General features: G+C 32.6%; 18 protein-coding genes and 1 tRNA gene. 5 read left to right on the top strand and 14 right to left on the bottom strand.

Going from position 1 to position 18,720, the window contains the following annotated elements; translation table 11 throughout:
* Positions 1-73: 73 nt before the first annotated feature.
* The 8 genes from N2692_01520 to trpS form a co-directional block, all read right to left on the bottom strand.
* Positions 74-604, bottom strand: coding sequence for a DJ-1/PfpI family protein (locus N2692_01520; GenBank protein ID MCX8015962.1), 531 nt, complete (start codon positions 602-604; stop codon positions 74-76).
* A gap of 28 nt (positions 605-632) precedes the next feature.
* Entirely contained in the window at positions 633-980 is a 348-nt protein-coding gene (gene rpsP / locus N2692_01515) for a 30S ribosomal protein S16 (GenBank protein MCX8015961.1), read from the bottom strand.
* Between the two features lie 226 nt (positions 981-1,206).
* Entirely contained in the window at positions 1,207-1,788 is a 582-nt protein-coding gene (locus N2692_01510; protein ID MCX8015960.1) for a helix-turn-helix transcriptional regulator, read from the bottom strand.
* A 203-nt stretch (positions 1,789-1,991) separates the two neighbouring features.
* Complete coding sequence (locus N2692_01505) at positions 1,992-4,250, bottom strand: AAA family ATPase (protein ID MCX8015959.1); 2,259 nt, start codon at positions 4,248-4,250, stop codon at positions 1,992-1,994.
* 4 nt (positions 4,251-4,254) lie between these two features.
* Positions 4,255-4,983, bottom strand: a complete 729-nt coding sequence (gene rnc / locus N2692_01500) for a ribonuclease III (protein MCX8015958.1) — start codon at positions 4,981-4,983, stop codon at positions 4,255-4,257.
* Between the two features lie 19 nt (positions 4,984-5,002).
* Positions 5,003-5,491: a transcription antitermination factor NusB gene (nusB, locus tag N2692_01495; GenBank protein ID MCX8015957.1), complete on the bottom strand. Its 489-nt coding sequence runs from the start codon at positions 5,489-5,491 to the stop codon at positions 5,003-5,005.
* A 14-nt stretch (positions 5,492-5,505) separates the two neighbouring features.
* The gene (rpmF, locus tag N2692_01490; protein MCX8015956.1) at positions 5,506-5,736 is read right to left on the bottom strand and encodes a 50S ribosomal protein L32; all 231 of its coding nucleotides are present in this window, start codon (positions 5,734-5,736) and stop codon (positions 5,506-5,508) included.
* An 83-nt stretch (positions 5,737-5,819) separates the two neighbouring features.
* Positions 5,820-6,878: a tryptophan--tRNA ligase gene (trpS, locus tag N2692_01485; protein ID MCX8015955.1), complete on the bottom strand. Its 1,059-nt coding sequence runs from the start codon at positions 6,876-6,878 to the stop codon at positions 5,820-5,822.
* Between the two features lie 115 nt (positions 6,879-6,993).
* Here trpS and N2692_01480 point away from each other — a divergent pair, with 115 nt between their 5' ends.
* Positions 6,994-7,557, top strand: a complete 564-nt coding sequence (locus N2692_01480) for a L,D-transpeptidase (GenBank protein MCX8015954.1) — start codon at positions 6,994-6,996, stop codon at positions 7,555-7,557.
* 11 nt (positions 7,558-7,568) lie between these two features.
* On the opposite strand, the gene N2692_01475 is transcribed toward N2692_01480, so the two are convergent.
* Positions 7,569-7,751, bottom strand: a complete 183-nt coding sequence (locus tag N2692_01475; GenBank protein MCX8015953.1) for a hypothetical protein — start codon at positions 7,749-7,751, stop codon at positions 7,569-7,571.
* A gap of 167 nt (positions 7,752-7,918) precedes the next feature.
* Here N2692_01475 and uvrB point away from each other — a divergent pair, with 167 nt between their 5' ends.
* The 3 genes from uvrB to N2692_01460 are packed head-to-tail and all read left to right on the top strand — an operon-like array spanning position 7,919 to position 13,417.
* The gene (gene uvrB / locus N2692_01470; GenBank protein ID MCX8015952.1) at positions 7,919-9,748 is read left to right on the top strand and encodes an excinuclease ABC subunit UvrB; all 1,830 of its coding nucleotides are present in this window, start codon (positions 7,919-7,921) and stop codon (positions 9,746-9,748) included.
* Between the two features lies 1 nt (position 9,749).
* A complete protein-coding gene (gene uvrA / locus N2692_01465; protein ID MCX8015951.1) occupies positions 9,750-12,248 on the top strand; it encodes an excinuclease ABC subunit UvrA in 2,499 nt (832 codons plus the stop codon).
* Between the two features lie 5 nt (positions 12,249-12,253).
* Positions 12,254-13,417: a GIY-YIG nuclease family protein gene (locus tag N2692_01460; protein MCX8015950.1), complete on the top strand. Its 1,164-nt coding sequence runs from the start codon at positions 12,254-12,256 to the stop codon at positions 13,415-13,417.
* Positions 13,418-13,433: 16 nt separating this feature from the next.
* On the opposite strand, the gene N2692_01455 is transcribed toward N2692_01460, so the two are convergent.
* Both N2692_01455 and N2692_01450 read right to left on the bottom strand, forming a co-directional pair.
* A complete protein-coding gene (locus tag N2692_01455; protein MCX8015949.1) occupies positions 13,434-13,832 on the bottom strand; it encodes a cupin domain-containing protein in 399 nt (132 codons plus the stop codon).
* A 58-nt stretch (positions 13,833-13,890) separates the two neighbouring features.
* Entirely contained in the window at positions 13,891-15,477 is a 1,587-nt protein-coding gene (locus N2692_01450; GenBank protein MCX8015948.1) for a tRNA uridine(34) 5-carboxymethylaminomethyl modification radical SAM/GNAT enzyme Elp3, read from the bottom strand.
* Here N2692_01450 and N2692_01445 point away from each other — a divergent pair.
* Positions 15,476-16,213 carry a class I SAM-dependent methyltransferase gene (locus N2692_01445; protein ID MCX8015947.1) on the top strand — a complete coding sequence of 246 codons (738 nt, stop codon included), beginning with the start codon at positions 15,476-15,478 and terminating at the stop codon, positions 16,211-16,213. The genes N2692_01450 and N2692_01445 overlap by 2 nt on opposite strands.
* On the opposite strand, the gene N2692_01440 is transcribed toward N2692_01445, so the two are convergent.
* The 3 genes from N2692_01440 to N2692_01430 all read right to left on the bottom strand — a co-directional run bounded on the left by N2692_01440 (position 16,197) and on the right by N2692_01430 (position 18,719).
* Positions 16,197-17,909 (bottom strand): ribonuclease J, encoded by a 1,713-nt coding sequence (locus tag N2692_01440; protein MCX8015946.1) that lies wholly within the window; start codon positions 17,907-17,909, stop codon positions 16,197-16,199. The two genes, N2692_01445 and N2692_01440, sit on opposite strands and share 17 nt — an antisense overlap.
* A gap of 86 nt (positions 17,910-17,995) precedes the next feature.
* Positions 17,996-18,081: transfer RNA gene (locus tag N2692_01435), tRNA-Leu, on the bottom strand.
* A 5-nt stretch (positions 18,082-18,086) separates the two neighbouring features.
* A complete protein-coding gene (locus N2692_01430; protein ID MCX8015945.1) occupies positions 18,087-18,719 on the bottom strand; it encodes a hypothetical protein in 633 nt (210 codons plus the stop codon).
* Position 18,720 lies beyond the last annotated feature (1 nt).

Here is an 18,720-nt window from a genome sequence, read left to right as displayed (position 1 = left end):
TTTGGGTTGTAAGGGTAAAAAGGCGGCGGCTGCTAAAAAGCAGCCGCCGCCCTCAAAATTTCTTTTTCTTTTTTTATTTCTTTAACTGTTTCAAAATAGCCTTGCCGAATTCTTTAGCCGATTGCGGACCATTTGCCGTAATAACATTCCCATCAACTACAACTGATTTATTTTCATAACTCGCTCCCCCATCTTTTAACGCCTGAATCGGCCTTCTATCTAAAGCACTCGTCCAAACGGTTACTTTTTTATTTTCCAAAATCCCAGCGCGCGCTAAAATTAAAGGCGCAATACAAATTGCCGCCACAATTTTATTTTTTTCAAAAGCCTCCCGCGCAATTTTATGAAAACGTGAATTCTCAATATTGCGCGTCGCACCCGCTCCGCCAACAAAAACCACCGCTTCATAATCATCAACATTAACTTCGTTGTCTAAAAAATCCACTTTTGCTTCACCACCATTAACACCCTGCGCCACACCTCTATCAGTACTCGCTACTTCAATTTGAAAACCCGCCTTCTCTAAAATTTCTTTCGGCTCAAAAAATTCCTCATCACGAAAATCTTTGAAGGCAACAACGAATAAAATTTTTTTGTTTTCCATTAGAATAAATTTTTAACGACAATTTGAATTATTGAGCACTACTTTCGTTGGTTGAATTATTTTCATTATTGGTTTTGTTTTCAACTGCAGCACCTCCCTCTTCTTTCTTTGCTTCTTTTATTTTAATTGTCTTCTTGGGTCCTTCGATAACTCCCGCTGCTACAAAAATATTATAAACAGTTTCTGATGGCTGAGCGCCAATTGATAACCAATACTTAGCGCGCTCTTTATTTACTGAAAATTTATCAGTTGAAGGATTATAAAAACCGAGGTCTTCTTTATAACGCCCATTTAATTTAGAACGTCTTTCAGCTACAACAATACGGAAAGAAATTTGATGTTTTTTTCCAACCGGTTTTAATCTTATAACTAACATAAAAAGGCTAATAGATTAAGCGACGCAATCGTTAATTCAATAAAATTAATTATAAACAAATAATCTCAAAAGTCAAAACATTATTTATTGTTTTTTTATTTACCTTTTTTACTCCTCCTTTATTATATTTTATTATATTAATTTCTCCCCTATCTCACCTCACTTAACTTTTCTGACGATCGTCAAGAAAGTTAAGCAAAATCAAAAAGTAAATTTAATATTTTATTTATTTTTTTGTTTCAATTGTACCGCTCTGGCTCACTTCAAAAATATGAACATAAGGCAAAACGTTAAATTTTTTCAAATCATAAATAAAACGTTCAGGAATCTTATTAGTACCAATCCACACGCTTTTTTGAAGCATTTTAAAATCTAAATAAGTAAGTATTGCTCTTAACCAATTGCGCTTAAACCGTTCTTTTTCTGGAATATCAAAAATAATAATCCTTAATTTTCCATCATTTTCATGAGGATAATCAAATAAAAAATTGGTTTGAGCAATTAACATTTTTGCCTTTTTTCTACCAGCAGGGGTAAGCAACCATAAATTCTTTTTCTGCGTTTTATCTTTCTTTTTTATAATAAAACCTTGTTTTTCTAATCTATTTAATAATACGTAAAAATTGTTCTTTATCTTTTTTAAATCCTCTTTCTTTTTTGACTCTATATATTTCTGCCATCGTTGTTTTAGAGCTTGTTTATAAGAACGGCGATAACCGTTAAAAAAGATAAACATTAAATTATCCATCGTTTTAGCTCCGTCTGATAAAATTTCAAAAATTTTAAAAGTAATTGTTTCTCTTGGCATTGTCTTTTGTTTTGTATTTCATTTTTATTTCGCTCGTTTTATTTTCTAATTTTAAATTGCTCTAATTTATTAAAACGCTTATTTGTACTATTAATTTATAATTTATATTTTACTTAACAATCTTGACGATCGTCAAGATTGTTAAGTAATAATCTTTTTAAATTGGTATTGGTAAAAGTTGATAAATAAAAAAATAAAAATGGTTATTCCGCTTCTTCCAATTTAAGAGAAACAGCCTTGGAAATTCCTTCTTCAGCCATTGAAATACCATAAAGGATTTGTGCCATTTCCATTGTGGCGCGATTATGAGTAACAACAATAAATTGCGTTGTATCAACTAAATCTCCTAAAATTTTAGCAAAGCGCCTCGCATTCATTTCGTCCAAAGCCGCATCAACCTCATCCAAAACAACAAATGGCGGCTGCATCGCCGAAACGATAGCAAACAAAACACTAATTGAAACTAAACTGCGTTCTCCGCCAGACAACATTTCCAAACTTTTTATTTTCTTTTTTGGCAAATCAACAAAAATTTCTAAACCAATTTCAAATTCAGGCTCTTTTTCTTCAACTTCTTTATTCTCGCCATCCGTCACGGCCACGGCTTCTCCCGCAATTTCCTTCTGTTGTTCTTCATTTGCACCATTATTATTGTCGTTTTTTTCTTTTCTCTGTCTCTTAATAATTTTGGTAACGGCCAATTTTGCTCTGCCGCCACCAAACATCATACGAAAATACTTATTGAATTCCTCGTTAATAATTTTTAGTGATTCAGAAAATTGTTTATCAATGCGCTCGGTTAATTCCTCAATAATAGTTTTTAAATCAGCAATGGCTTTGATTAAATCTTCAGATTGCTGCGATAAAAATTGATAACGCTCTTCTGTTTCTTTTGCTTCCTTCAAAGTTAACTCATCAATCTCGCCTATTGTTGCTAAATCCCGTCTCATTCTTATAATCCGCATTTCCAAATCTTCAAGATTAGAGATATTGTTATCTTTGAAAATTCTTTCAACATCAAAATCTTTTATTTTCTCCCATTGAAAATCTTCGCTATTCAACCCCGCTTCCTTAAGTTTCATCAGCAAATCCGCTTCTTTTAGTTTGTTTTTCTCTTCTTTCAAAAATATTTCATTGATTTTCTGCTCCAATTGATGAACTAATGAACGCTGTTTTTGAATTTCTAATAAAACGCCGTGGGAGTCTTTACCAACCTCTTCATCTTTTTTACGCAGCTCATCAAGTTGTTGATTATATTCTAAAATTTTTTGATTAAAATTTTCTATTTGCTGATTAATTTTATTTTTCTCATTTTCTAATTTTTGAATTTCTTCATTATTAGAATTTAATTGAGGCTCTTTGAAAATCTCATCGATGCGTTCAATAATCTTTTTTATAATTATTTTTGTTTTTTCCACATCTAAATTTAGGACATTTATTAATTCCTCTCTAATATTTTTAATAGTATCAATTAATTGATTTAAGCTGGGTTGGTTTTTAACTTCTGGAGTAAATCGTTTTAATCCTTCAATTTGACCCTCTAAATGACCAAGGTTTTTTAATAACATTCCTTTTTGCTGTTCTAATTCATCAATTTGTTTTCTTAGATTTTGAAATTGTTGGGAAAAATCCGGTCGCTTTTTCTCCAATTCTTCAAAATTTTTTTCTAATTCTCGCAGTTTTGTTTCTTCGCTTATTTTTTCATCTTCTATTTTTTTTCTTTCTTCTTGCAATAAATTTTTTAATGAGTATATCTCCTTGAAACTAGCCGAATAATAAGCATTTTCCAACAAAGATAAAATTTTTAAAATTTCTTCTCTTTTTTGCCAACGATTAATCTGACGCCTTAAAGATCTTAGGTGAGGCTTAAGTTCTTCTAATAATGCTTGTGTTTTATCCAAATTAATCTGACTATTTTCTAATTTCCTTTTTGCATCTTCCTTTTTTAACTGAAGTTCGCGCAATCCCAAATTTTCTTCAATCATAATTCTCCGCTCTTTCGGTGAGGCGCGCAATAAAGCATCGGTTAATCCTTGATTAATAATAGTTAGACCCTCGCTTCCTATCTTTGCTTTTGCTAAAAGTTCTACCACATCTTTTAACCGCACTGGTGAATCATTAATAAAATATTGGTTCTCACCACCGCGTTCCAAACGACGCGTTACAACTACTTCTTTAAAATCTAAAGGCAATTCATTATTGCTGTTATCCAAAACAATAGAAACTTGAGCCAATGACATTTTGGCTTTGCTTGGCGTGCCATTAAAAATTACCTCTTCGGAATGCGCAACTCTAACTTTTTTTAAATCTCTTTCGCCCAAAACCCAGCGAATAGCGTCAACAATGTTGGATTTGCCGCTGCCATTTGGACCAACAATTGCTGTAAAGTTAGCGGGAAAAGAAAAGGTTGTTTTATTTGCGAAGGATTTAAAACCTAAAATTTCCAAAGATTTAAGCTTCATATTCTTACTTTCCCCTCTTTTTGTCTTGAAATTCTTGCCATGCTTGTCGACTTAAAGCTTTTTTTGCAGCCTCTTGTTCGGCTATGCGTTTTGAAGGTCCTTCTCCTTCATCAACTAATTTATCATAAAAAAATACACCGACACGAAAATGTTTGGCATGATCAGGACCCCACTCATCTAAAGTTTTGTAGGCAGGCGTAACTCCTAACTCTGCCTGCGCCTTCTCTTGTAGCAAACTTTTTGGGTCTTTATAACTTCCTTCTTTAATAATTCTCTCCAAATTATCTTTAATCAAAAACTTCTCTATAAATTGCTGACATTTTTTATATCCGCCGTCCAAATAAATAGCACCAATTAAGGCTTCAAATGTATTGGCTAAAATATAACGACGGCCAACGCCATTATCTTTTGCCTCTCCTCGCGAAACTAAAACATAATGTCCGAAATTTAATTTGTCAGCCACGCTCGCCAAAGTTTCCGCATTAACCAAACTTGCTCTCAAACTTGTTAAAAAACCTTCATTTTCATTTGGATATTTTTTAAATAAATATTCACTCACTACTAATTCCAAAACCGCATCGCCCAAAAATTCCAAACGTTCATTATGACCCAAACGCCATTCATGATTTTCATTCAAATAAGAACGATGGGTGAAGGCCTGTTTTAATAAATCAATTTTTTTGAAATTAAACTTTAGTGTTTTTGCTAATTGTTCAAATTTATCCTTAGCCATTTTGAATTTAATTTATTTTTTATTTTTGTTCTTCTTGGGATACCTGTTTGTCAGTTTTTTGCTCTTTAATTAATCCTTCATCTATCATCTGACGATAAATAGTGCCCAATACTCCGTTAATAAATTTGCTGGATGATTCACTGCCAAAAGTTTTAGCCAATTCAATTGCTTCATTAATAGCCACCTTCGGCGGCACTTCATCTTTTGGCCCAAAGACTAATTCAGAAATTCCTAATCGTAAGATATTTCTATCAGTCAAATTAATCTGTTCCAATGGCCACGCTGGCGCTGTCTTTCTAATCATATCATCAATCTCATCAAAGTGATCTATTAAATTTTTGGCTAAACGATAAACAAAATCTGGCTCATCAATTAATGGCAAAGCATCCTGCATATTCCGCTCAATTATTTTCATTAAATCAACTTCTTTTTTTTCTTTAGTACGATAAAAATCCCATTCGTAAAGCGACTGAAAAAGAATTGAGCGGCAGAAATGGCGCGTGGCCATAATAATTTAAAAAATTATTTTTTTATCTCTTTTTCACGACTTCTTTTCTCTTTTTTCGAAAGCTTAGCTAAAACATCAACCACTTCTTTTTTGTTATAATAACCGCAGTTCGGACAATAACGATGCGGCATCATTGCAGCGCCGCATTTAGGGCATGCTTTTAAAGAAGTAGCTTGAAGTTTTAAATGAGATCTTCTTCTTCTAACTTTGCCGTGAGTAGTGTGTTTTGTAGGTACGCCTCCCATAATAATTTAGATTTCGAAACGACTTTTTTACTTATTAAACTTATGCTTTATCTTACTGAAACAAAGTTTTTTTTCAAGATTAATTAAATTACACCTATTTTCTGCTTGACTTCTTTGAGTGTTTTCCGAGCTATTTCTCGCGCTTTCTTGCTCCCTTCTTCAAAAATTTTTATCACCTTCTTTTTATTTTTAAGATATTCTGATTTTTTTGCGCGCGCCGAGCTAAAATAATCAACAATGGCTTCAGCTAAATTGTTTTTGATTTCCGCATAGCGCAAATTTTCAATATTGATTTCATTTTCATTTTTAAATAACTTCTTAAATTCTTTTGGACAAAATTCTTTATACATTAATAATAAATTTCTAATCGCGGCTTGCATCTTTTCAATTTCGGGATGATTAGTGTAACTTGCCCTCACCTCAAATACAAAATCATTCGCGGATAAATGAATTCCTTCAAAAAATTCATTTGTCGCAGAAGTGGCCGAACGAATTCGTTGATTAATAATTTTGGGGTCGTCTAAAACATAGATGTAGGAATCTGGGTCTGATTTTGACATTTTTTCCAAAGGATTCTTTAAACTCATCAAACGCGGCACATCCGTCAAAAGCGCTTTAGGTTCAGGAAATGTTTTAACAAAACAACGATTAAATCGACGGGCGCTTTCGCGAGTAAATTCCAAATGCTGCAATTGATCCTCGCCAACAGGAACAGCTTCAGCTTTGAAAGTTAAAATATCAGCTGCCATTAAACAAGGATAAGTAAAAAGACCAGCATTAACATTGCCAGCTTGTTTTTGACTTTTATCCTTAAATTGCGTCATTCGCTCCAATTCACCAATAGGCGTTAAACAACTAATTAACCAGGCAATATCCAAAATCTCCTCTACCTGTGATTGAATAAACAAAATAGATTTTTGGGGGTTAAACCCTAAGGCCAAAAAATCAATCATCATATTTTCAATCATTTCTGTTTTTTCCTTTTGAGAAACGGGTGGATCCGTAAAACTATGGTAATCGGCAACAAAAAACAGACACTGATTGGTTTTTTTATTTTGCAAATTCAACCAATTACGAATGGCTCCTAAATAATTGCCTAAATGAATAACACCTGTTGGTCGTATACCGCTAATAATTCTCATATAATCTAATTTTAAATAAATTTTATTAAATTCGCAATAAAAAGCAGAATAAAATTATCTCTTGCGAAAAATAATTAAATCAATAATATAATTCTAGAACTTTAAGGAGGTTAAAATGCGTTTTTTAAAAATTTTAAAATGGCTGTTTTTAATACTTTTCCTGATCATTACTTTTATTTGCGCTCATCAATCTCTTTCCGCTCGTTCCTATTATGATTACTACATTCTGGTTGATTTAAAAACATTAAAGCTGATTTTAAAAAACCCCAATACTTATGAAATTATTGAAATTTATCCCATTGCAGGCCCTGCTTCTATTAATTACTTGAGACCATTGCCCAGAATTGGCGAAGTTTCTCGAGTTGTCTTTCATCCCACGTGGCGACCCACGGAGAATATCAAATTAAACTACCAGAGAAAATATAATATCATTCTCCCTGATGTTGTTCCACCAGGTCATCCTCAAAATGCTTTAGGGGTAGCAGCAATTTATCTGGCCTTCGACGGTCAAGAATCGATTTATCGAATTCACGGCACCAATGACCCAAAATCAATCGGAACATATGCCAGCAGCGGTTGTATTAGAATGTACAACAAAGATGTGGAAAAATTAGCTCAAAAAATTATAAACAAAAGAACGAAAGTTTTTATTTTTTATGAAAAAATTCCGGTCGAATAACCGGAATTTTTTTATTTTAAATAATCAGCTGGGTTTAAATGTGGAAGTTTTCTTCTAAATTTTTCAATAATTTTTTCTTTTTCCTCTTTAGTAGCTGCCTTTTTATAAGCTTCCTTTAATTTTTTAATTGTCTCGCGTCGCTTTTGCCTTAAGCGAATCTGTAATTTTCTTCTTTGTTTCCCTATTTTGGCCATAGTCATTATCTTTCAAACGACCTTTGTCAAAATTAGAAACAAAAAAGTATTAAAATTATTTTTAATAATTTTTCTGCAAAAATCAAGTTTTTCTTGTTTATTTTAGAAAAATAATTATACTGATACCGTACCCCCTAGAGAAATCGAAGGTGGGTCAATTCCCTATTATGTTTAAACTTAAATCACCATACAAACCAGCAGGCGACCAACCAAAAGCCATCAAACAACTTATTAATGGCTTAAAGAAAAATTATCCCTTTCAAACACTTTTAGGCGTTACAGGAAGTGGCAAAACTTTTACGATAGCTAATGTTATCCGCGAATTTAACAAACCTGTCTTAGTTATTGCTCCCAATAAAACCCTGGCTGCCCAACTTTATCGTGAATACAAAAATTTCTTTCCTGAAAATGAAGTTTGTTATTTTGTTTCTTACTACGATTATTATCAACCAGAAGCTTATATTCCCCTAACTGACACTTATATTGCCAAAGAAGCAGTAATTAATGAAGAAATTGATCGTCTGCGTCACAAGGCCACATCGGCTTTATTAAAAAGAAAAGATGTTATTATTGTCGCTTCTGTCTCGTGCATCTATAATCTTGGTCTCCCATCCAATTATTTCAGTGCGGCTATTCATTTGGAACTCAATCAACCGATAACCCGCAACGACTTAATCAAACAATTAATAAAAATTCATTTTGAGAGAACAAATGGAGATTTAAAACGTGGTGTTTTTCGGGTGCGGGGTGATGTTTTTGAATTAATACCAGCCTCTGGCGAAGTAATTCAACGCATTGAATTAAAAAACCAAAAAATTTCTCAATTATCTATTATTGACCCCATAACCAGAAAAATTCAACAAGAATTAAATGAGCTGATTATTTTCCCCATTAAACATTTCATCTCTACTCTTCCCCAACGTGAACAAGCTATCCAAAATATAAAAGAAGAATTAAAAGAACGAGTAAATTTCTTTAAAAAACAAAAAAAATTTTTAGAAGCTGAACGACTAGAAAGACGAACACTTAATGATTTGATGATGATAAAAAATTTAGGTTATTGTCACGGAATTGAAAATTATTCCCGTCATTTACTTAATAAATTACCTGGCGAACCACCAGAAACTCTTTTGTCTTATTTTCCTTATAAAAATGGCCAACCTGACTTTTTGACAATTATTGATGAATCACATATTGCTGTACCACAACTTCGCGGAATGTATGAAGGTGACCGTTCGCGCAAAGAAACACTTGTGGAATATGGCTTTCGTCTGCCTTCGGCCTTAGATAATCGCCCATTAAAATTTAAAGAATTTCTTGAGCGCACTAATCATATCATTTTCACTTCAGCAACACCTGGTCCATTTGAAATAAAAAATTCGCAACAAATTGTTGAACAAATTATTCGTCCAACTTTTCTTGTCGATCCGCCTATTGAAATTCGTCCAGTTTTTGACAAAAAGAAAAATCTAAGTCAGATTGACGATATTATTACTGAAATTAAAAAAGTAGTTCAGACTGGCGGAAGAATTCTTATTAACACATTAACTAAAAAAACAGCGGAAGAATTAACGGATTATTTAAACAATTTGAACATAAAAGCAAATTATATGCATTCTGACACAAAAACCATTGAACGAGCAGAGATTTTGACAGCATTTAGACGCGGTGATTTTGATGTTTTAATCGGGGTTAATCTTTTGCGCGAAGGATTGGATTTGCCCGAAGTAGAAATTGTAGCAATTTTAGATGCTGATCGTGAAGGATTTTTGCGAAGCGAGGTTTCTTTAATTCAATTAATGGGGCGAGCTGCTAGAAATGTTAAAGGGAAAATTATACTTTATGCCGACACAATTACTGGTTCTATTAAAAAAGCACTTACCGAAGCTATACGTCGAAGAAAAATTCAGCTTGAATATAACAAAAAACATCATATTACTCCCCAAAGCATTCAAAAAGCTATTGTCGAATTAATTGATAAAGAAGATTTGAAATAGTATGGAAGAAAAAATAAAAATTAAAGATGCTCGCACTCACAATTTAAAAAATATTAATCTGGAATTGCCTAAAAATAAAATAATTGTTTTTACTGGCCTCTCTGGCTCTGGAAAGTCTTCACTAGCTTTCGATACGCTTTTTGCTGAAGGCCAAAGAAGATATATTGAATCACTCTCCCCATATGCAAGACAATTTTTGGGCCAAATGGAAAAACCTGATGTTGATGATATTGAAGGACTTTCACCAGCAATCGCCATAAATCAAAAAGCTCTTTCTCACAATCCACGTTCTATTGTTGGCACTCTTACTGAAATTTATGATTACTTGCGCGTTCTTTTTGCTCGCATTGGAAAACCCCACTGCCCTATTTGCGGCACACCAATTGAAAAATTATCCACCGAAGAAATTTTTGATTTAATTATTAGTAAAGCTAAGGAGTTAAAAATCAATTATGTAACCGTTTTATCACCCGTTGTTTATGGTCGCAAAGGAGAATATTATCAATTGCTTTATGATTTCTTAAATAAAGGGTTTTCCGAAGCTATCATTGATGGAAAACTTCATTCACTTCATGACCAAATTGTTTTATCTCGTTATAAAATCCACACTATTGAAATTGTTATTGACCGAGTGCCTATTAATGATTCCTCCAGATTATTTGAAGCCATTGAATTAGCTTTGGAATACAGCAATGGACTTATAGATATTCTCTTCCCCTCTCAACCCGAACAAACAATTTTGTATTCTTCGCGTTTTAGTTGTCCCAATGATGGATTTTCATTCCCCGAAATAGAACCTCGTCTTTTTTCTTTTAATAGTCCTTATGGTGCTTGCCCCACTTGTCATGGATTAGGCAAAGAAGATGTTTTTCTTGAAACTATTTGTCCTGATTGCCATGGCAAAAGATTAAAACCTGAGGCATTAGCAGTAAAAATTAATGGAAAAAATATTTGGGATATAGTTAGTCTAACCATTGAAGATTGCTATGAATTTTTTATCAATTTAATTGATAAACTTTCCCAAAAACAAAAAATCATCGCCGAAGGACTAATAAACGAAATTTTAAACCGATTAGGATTTTTGTTAGAAGTTGGTTTGGATTATATTACTTTACATCGTGAAGCAGAAACGCTATCTGGTGGTGAGGCTCAACGTATTCGCTTAGCCTCACAATTAGGTTCTAAATTGTCTAACACTTTATATGTCTTGGATGAACCCACTATAGGTTTACATGAACGCGATACAGATAAATTATTAAACACACTCAAAAAAATTAAAGCTTTAAATAATACTATTATTGTTGTGGAACATGATGAAAAAACAATTGCTGAATCAGATTATCTAGTTGATTTAGGACCTGGCGCTGGTGTTAATGGTGGAAAAATAGTGGCTGCAGGTGAAACAAAAAAACTACTCAATGATAAAAAAATCCACTCTTTAACATTGGAATATTTACGACGAGAAAGAAAAATTCCCGTGCCACCGCGTCGCACCAAATTAACTGAAACAATTAAAATAATCGGCGCCAAACTAAATAATTTAAAAAATATTAATGTTGAAATTCCATTAAGAAAACAGATTGCTATTACTGGAGTCTCAGGCAGTGGTAAATCGTCATTAATGGAAGTTATTTACAAAAGCATTAATCACCAACTGGGACGTTTTACCGAGCCAATGGAATACGCATCAAAAATATTCGGCACCGAATATATTAGAAGAATAGTTCGTATTGACCAAAGTCCAATTGGACGAACACCCCGCTCAAATCCTGCTACTTACACCGGCGTCTTTACTCCTATTCGCGACTTCTTTGCTTCATTAGAAGATGCGCGAGCGCGTGGTTATACTAAAAGTCGTTTTTCATTTAATGTAAAAGGCGGGCGCTGTGAAGCTTGCGAAGGTGCTGGGTATAAATTAGTTGAAATGCATTTTCTACCGCCTATTTTAGTTCAATGCGAAATTTGCAAAGGGCGCCGTTTTAATCGCGAAACGTTGGAAGTTAAATATCAAGGAAAAAGTATTGCAGATGTATTAGATTTAACTGTTGATGAAGCGTTGGAATTTTTCGCTGACATCTATGATATTGCTTCTAAATTAAAAATTTTAAAAGAAATGGGGTTGGGTTATATTAAATTAGGACAAAACGCTACAACATTATCAGGTGGCGAAGCACAAAGAATTAAATTAGCAAAAGAGCTATCTCAAAATGCCACTAAAACTATTTATCTTTTAGACGAACCAACCGTTGGTCTTCATTATTATGATATTGAATTGCTTCTAAAAATTTTACAAAAGCTTGTTGAAAGAGGAAACACAATTATTGTTGTGGAACATAATCTCTATTTTATCAATGCCTGCGATTATATTATTGATTTAGGACCTGAAGGCGGCGAAAAAGGAGGAAGAATTATCGCAACTGGCACCCCCGAAGAAGTAGCCAAAAATAAAAATTCTTATACTGGTTTTTATCTTAAAAAATTACAACAAAGTATTAAATAAATAATATGACCAATAAAATTGCTCAAAAAATCAAAAAAGCGCCCCGTCAGCCTGGTGTGTATATTTTTAAAAATAAAAAGGGAGAAATTATCTATGTTGGCCGCGCTGTTAATTTAAAAAACCGCTTAAGTAATTATCTGCGACCAAACGATTTAAAAACTCAAGAAATGATAAAAGAGGCAGATAATTTAACAATCAAAAAAACCTCCAATCTTCTTGAAGCAATTATTCTTGAAGCAAATCTCATAAAAAAGCATCAACCATTTTATAATATCAAAGAAAAAGACAATCGATCTTTTGTTTATATTGTTATACCAAAAATTAAATGGAGTTATCCACGTATTGTGCGTGGCCGAGAATTACAAAAATATTTACTTTCTAATGCTTTTATTTTTGGCCCTCTCCAAAGCTACTCATTAGCTAAAAATTTATTATTGTTATTAAGAAAAGTTTTTCCTTATAGCACCTGTCGAATTAATCAAGCACGTCCTTGTTTCCATTATCAAATTGGATTATGTGCTGGCAAATGCATTGGCGTTATTACCGAAAACGATTACCAAAAAATTATTGAATCATTGATTGATTTTTTAAGCGGTCAAATTTCCAAAGCTAAAAAATTTCTTCAAAAATATTATCCTCAAAAGTTAAATTTAATTTCTCAAATTGATGATTCAATATTAATTAAAAAAGAAGTTAACGATATAAAAATTACTCAGAAAATTGAAGGTTACGATATTTCTCATTTTAGCGGAAAAAATACCGTTGGTAGTTTGGTGGTTTTTGAAAATGGTGAATTTAACAAAAAAGCGTATCGCAAATTTAAAATTCGAACTGCCCTCCCTCATGATGACTTATCTGCATTAAAAGAATTGATTGAACGACGATTTAATCATTCTGAATGGCCATATCCTGATTTAATCTTGGTTGATGGTGGAAAAACTCAAATTAACACAATCGAAAAAATTTTAGAAAAAAGAGAGTTAAAAATACCCGTTATCGGCATTGCCAAATTTCAAAATGATAAATTAATATTTGGAAAAAATATAAAAAAATCTATAAAAGAATTGCTACAATTATCATTTGATATCTTAAAACAAATCCGCGATGAAGCCCATCGTTTTGCTAATCAATATCGCAAAGCTTTAATGAAAATCAAAAAAGCCACCTAATGGTGGCTTTTTGATTTTACTCAGTTGTTTTCCCATCAAATGGCGCTTCATTAGCCTCAGCTTCTTCTTTAGTAATTCTCACAATTCCATCTTTATGATGAGGTGGTGAATAAATTGTATAAAGCTTCAGTTCTTCTGTTTCTGAAATATTAATGACATTATGCTCAGCACCTGCTGGAACAACAATAGCATCACCATCTTTTACTAAATACTCATTACCATCAATAATTACCCTCCCTTCTCCTTTTTCAAAACGGAAAAATTGATCATTGTCTGTATGAATTTCCATTCCAATTTCTTCTTTTGGCTTTAAACTCATCAAAACCAACTGACTATTTCTTCCTGTATAAAGAACTTTACGAAAATTATTATTTTCCAAAGTTTCTTTCTCTATATTTATGTAAAATCCCTTCATAAATATTTAATACACTTAATCGACCTTTAACAATTATAGCTTATTTTTAAATTGTCTCCTAATTTAATTTTTTTACCATGTAAGTGTCTTCTAAGCGATATCCTAATTTTTTAAAATATCCACGAACTCCAACGCCTGCAATAACGGCTAATTTTTTTAATTTAAATTCTTTTTTAACAATGCACTCTGCCTCCTGTATAAGTTTTTTCCCCAACCCCCGATGCTGTGGAGCCAATTTCTTTTCAGAAAGCGGCACCAATTCTCCATAGGTTTTTATTTCACGTAACAAAGCTGCATCTTTTAGCGCAGGAAAAATAGGGGGAGTTGAAAAAACTGGTTTTCTTAAACGTAATAAACTAAAAATTTTAGTTCTTGATTTGTTTTCGAAGCTCAAAAAAACCTCTTTGCCTCCCGATGCATCATAATCTTCTCTGAATAAATAAATTCTTTCCTTTGGGTCATAATTTTCTTTGACCTCCCGACAACGAATACAATGGCATTCTAAACCTTTCATCTTCATTTCTTTTTGAATAATCTCTCTTAAATTTGACAATTTTGTTCCTGCAACAATTTTCTGCGCTGGAATATCTCGAATAATTCGAGCAATTCTTACCCAATAGGGCATTTCTGTTTTAGCTTTGATTAATAAATCTTTTAATTTTTTATCAGAATATGGCTGATATTTATTTTGACGCCACAAATTATAAAGATGTGTATTTTCTAAAACAACTGTCGGATAAATTTTTAACCAATCCGGCTTAAAACGTTCATCATTAAAAACAGTTTCAAACATTTTTAAATCTTTCTGAAAATCAGAGCCATATAAATTTGGCATTAAATGATAAAGCACTTTAAATCCACCTTCTTTTAATAAAAAGGTTGCTTTTTCAATAATTTTTACATCAAGCCCGGTTTTATTTAATTTATGAATATCATCAAAAACAGTTTGTACGCCCAATTCTACCATTGTTATACCCAATTTTCTTAATCGCTGAATTTCTTTTTCATTAATCAAATCTGGACGCGTCTCAATTGAAACTCCAACTATTCGCGCTTTTGATTTTTCATTAATTTTAAATATCTCCTCTAGTTTTAAATTTTTTCTTTTTTGCTTTGTATTAAAATTATTAGCCGCCTCAAAACATCTTTTAATAAACCATTGCTGATAATATTTAGGATAAAAAGACCAGCTACCGCCTACAATTCGCAATTCAATTTTATCAACAGGATGTCCTTGTTCTGTAAGCATTTCTAACCTTTTAGTCACCTGCCAATAAGGGTCAAATTTTAAGTCATAAGCGCGGTCAGCGGCTGGTTCGCCCTTTAAATAACTCTTTGGAAATCCTTTTTCAAAAGGACAAAAAATACATTGCCCTGGACAACCAAATGGTTTCGTTAAAACAGTAATATTAACAATACCAGACAAAGAACGCATCGGCCGAGTCATTAAAATTTTTTCTAATGCTGGCTGTTTTTTTATTCTTTTATTTTTTAATAATTTATGATAATCTTTTAATAGCTCAACTTGAGAAATCAGCGGTTTTTTAAATTTTTCCGCCATTAATCTTTTTAAATCTTCTAACTCTTTTTTTGTTTTTATTTTATTTTTTGTCGCCTCAATAATAATTTGTTTTGCTATTTCCATGAATGAAGATTTTGCTAATTTTTTACTCCAAAAGACCAAAGAAAATTATAACTTAATCGCTTCTGATTTTGCAAATAAACGCTCTTTTACCCCTCCTGCCGTAGTGAAAAATTTGATTTTGAAATATTGCCATCTTCAACCACAAACAAAAATTTTAGACTGGGGATGCGGTCATGGCCGTTATTATTCTCTATTCGAACAATCTGATTATTATGGCATTGATATCTCTGAAGAATTAATCAAAATTGCTAAAAATAAGTATCCGCACGCGAAGTTTATTGCCAATCAATCTTTTTTATCTCTCCCCTTTGAAAATAATTTTTTTGATTATATTGTTTGTTTAGATACACTGCATCACATTCCCTCAAAAAATTACCACCAAAAATTTATCAAAGAAGCTCACCGAACCTTAAAAGAAAACGGCATAATTATTTTAACCGTGTGGAATCTTAATCTGATACACCTTCTTTTTTCGGGTAAATTCGAAAGAATTAAATATATTTTTAAATCAGCGTTTCAACGATGGTTCAAAAATTTACCGTTAGAACGCGGGGATGTTTTTATTCCGTGGTCTAATCTATGTAATCGTTTTATTCATCGCTTTTCTCTCAGAGAATTAAAAAAATTATTTTTCCAAAATGGTTTTAAAATTATTGAAGCGGGCAATATCTTGCGTTCTGATACAAAGGAAAAAGATTTGTATATAGTAGCCGAAAAAATTAAACTTCAACAATAAACGGTAAAACCATCGGGCGGCGCTGCGTTTCTTTAAAAAGAAACTCGCCTACTTTATCACGCAAATTATCTTTTACATAAGCCCAATTAGTTGTATGGTCTTTTGAAATTGTTTTTTCGATAACATCTTTAATAATATACTTCGTTTTTTCCATTAATTCTTGAGAATTTTTAAGATAAACAAATCCACGAGAAGAAATTTCCGGTTCGCCTCTTAATTCTCCCTTTTCACCATCAATAACTGCCACAATAACCAGCATTCCATCTTGAGCTAATTGATTGCGATCTCTTAAAACAATCTCTCCAACATCTCCAACGCCCAATCCATCAACCATCACATAATTAGCCGGCACTTCATATTGGGTTGGCATAATCTGTTCTTTACCAACTTCAATAATCTGACCATTATTAGCAATTACAATATTTTGTTTTGGCATCCCTAATTGCTCAGCCAAATCAGCATGAGCCTGAAGCATTGAATACTGACCATGAATTGGAATTAAAAATTTCGGACGAATTAGATTAATCATCAGTTTTAGTTCCTCTTGCTGGGCATGACCACCAGCATGAATATCCATCATTTTATAATGAAACACTCTAGCGCCTTGACGATAAAAACTATCTTTTAGATTTTGAACTGTTCTTTCATTGCCAGGAACAACCGATGAAGAAAAAATGACTGTATCTCCTTTTTCCACTTTGAAAAATTTATGTTCGCGGTTGGCAATTCTCATTAAAACCGCCTTGTCCTCGCCTTGAGAACCCGTGCATAAAATTGTCAATTGTCGCGAAAGCAATCCCTGCGCCTCCTGAGGAGAAATTAAAGTATTTTTATTAATTTTTAAATAACCCATCATTCGTGCAATTTCTACATTGCTTTTCATACTATAACCATCAATTACTACACGACGATTAAATTTTTCTGACAACCAAATCAATTGTTGTAAACGACTAATAAGAGAGGCAAAAGTTGCAGCAATAATTCTTCCAGATGCCTTTTCAAAAATTCTTTCTAAATCATCATAAATTGCTTTTTCGGAAATTGAATGACCAGGTTCTTCGGCACCAGTTGAATCCGCCATTAAAACCAGCGGTGTTTTTGAGGCTAAACGACTAATTCGACCCAAATCAATCGGCTTATCAATAATTGGACTAAAATCAATTTTAAAATCTGGCATATAAAAAATTGTTCCTAAGGGAGTTTCTGTGGCAAATCCTAACGTATCAGGTACATTGTGATTAACAAGATAAGGATGAATTTTAAAAACACCCAGAGAGATTGGCTCTAATTTTTCAATATCAATCGCCTCAACATCCAGTTCTTTTTGATACGGAAAGTCTGCTTGTCTTTTAAGAATAATCGCCTTGGTTAAAGGAGCTGTATAAATAGTTGGAGAACCCAATTTTTCAGCGATATAAGGAATAGCGCCAATGTGATCATAATGAGCGTGTGTAATAAAAATTCCTAATATTTTTTTACGATTTTTCTCTAAATAATCGACATTGGGAATAATAAAATCAACGCCCGGCATATCCTCTTCTGGAAATCTCAATCCGCAATCAAAAACCAATATTTGATTTTTGTATTCAATAAATGAAAGGTTGCGTCCGACTTCACCAACGCCACCCAAAATACAAATTTTTATCTTTTCATGAGAATCCTTTATTTCTTTTTTTGCTTTTCTATGCTGCATCATATTTTTTCGTTTTATTTAAAAACGATAAAAATTTAAATCGACTAAAAATTTAATAAAAAAGGTTAATTTATTTAAGAACGACCGGGTGCCGCGGGTGGGATTTGAACCCACACCCCACAAAATGGGACACGGCCCTGAACCGTGCGCGTCTGCCAAATTCCGCCACCGCGGCGATTTTTATTCAATTTTTAAATATAGATTTTTAACCGTTAGGTCTTTTTTATATTTTTTATAATCAGTGAGAAATTTTAAATTTTTCAGCTTTTGAGGCAATGTTTTTGGCAATAAAAATTCTAATATTGGTGCTTTTTTATAATTTTTGTTAGGAATAAAACGCAAACAATTTTTTTCACCTTTTAAACAATAATAAACCGCACCCCTTGCTTTTCGGTAATCATCATAAATATTTTCCACTCCGTCTTTTATCCAATTCCCCACTTCCAGTTTTTTATTCAAAGGATTAATCATTACCATTCCAAAACCAGGTAGAGCAACTACCTTATCTCCCTTTTGAGCTAAAACCGCATAGACCTCTTTAATTTTTAAAGAATTCCCCTCGGGTTTTTGAAAAAGAAAAATGGCTTCTCCGTTTAAAATCTCGTATAATTCAGGCTCATTAAATTTATGGTAATGACCATAGGTTTTCGGAAATTCTTCACCCAGCATTGTTGGATAAAGAATGGTTATATCATACCGCAAATTACCTTTTCTTTTTTTATTTCTTATTACTCTATAAACTATCTGTTTTTTGCTTTTTAAATCCTTTCTAAATAAAACTTCTTTTAAATCTTGGGTTGTTTTATGATTCATA

The sequence above is a fragment of the Patescibacteria group bacterium genome, from assembly GCA_026415775.1.
Classification (GTDB): domain Bacteria; phylum Patescibacteriota; class Minisyncoccia; order UBA6257; family JAAZHW01; genus SKW32.
Note: the sequence above shows the minus strand (reverse complement) of the source record. Positions and strands in the feature narration are given on the sequence as shown.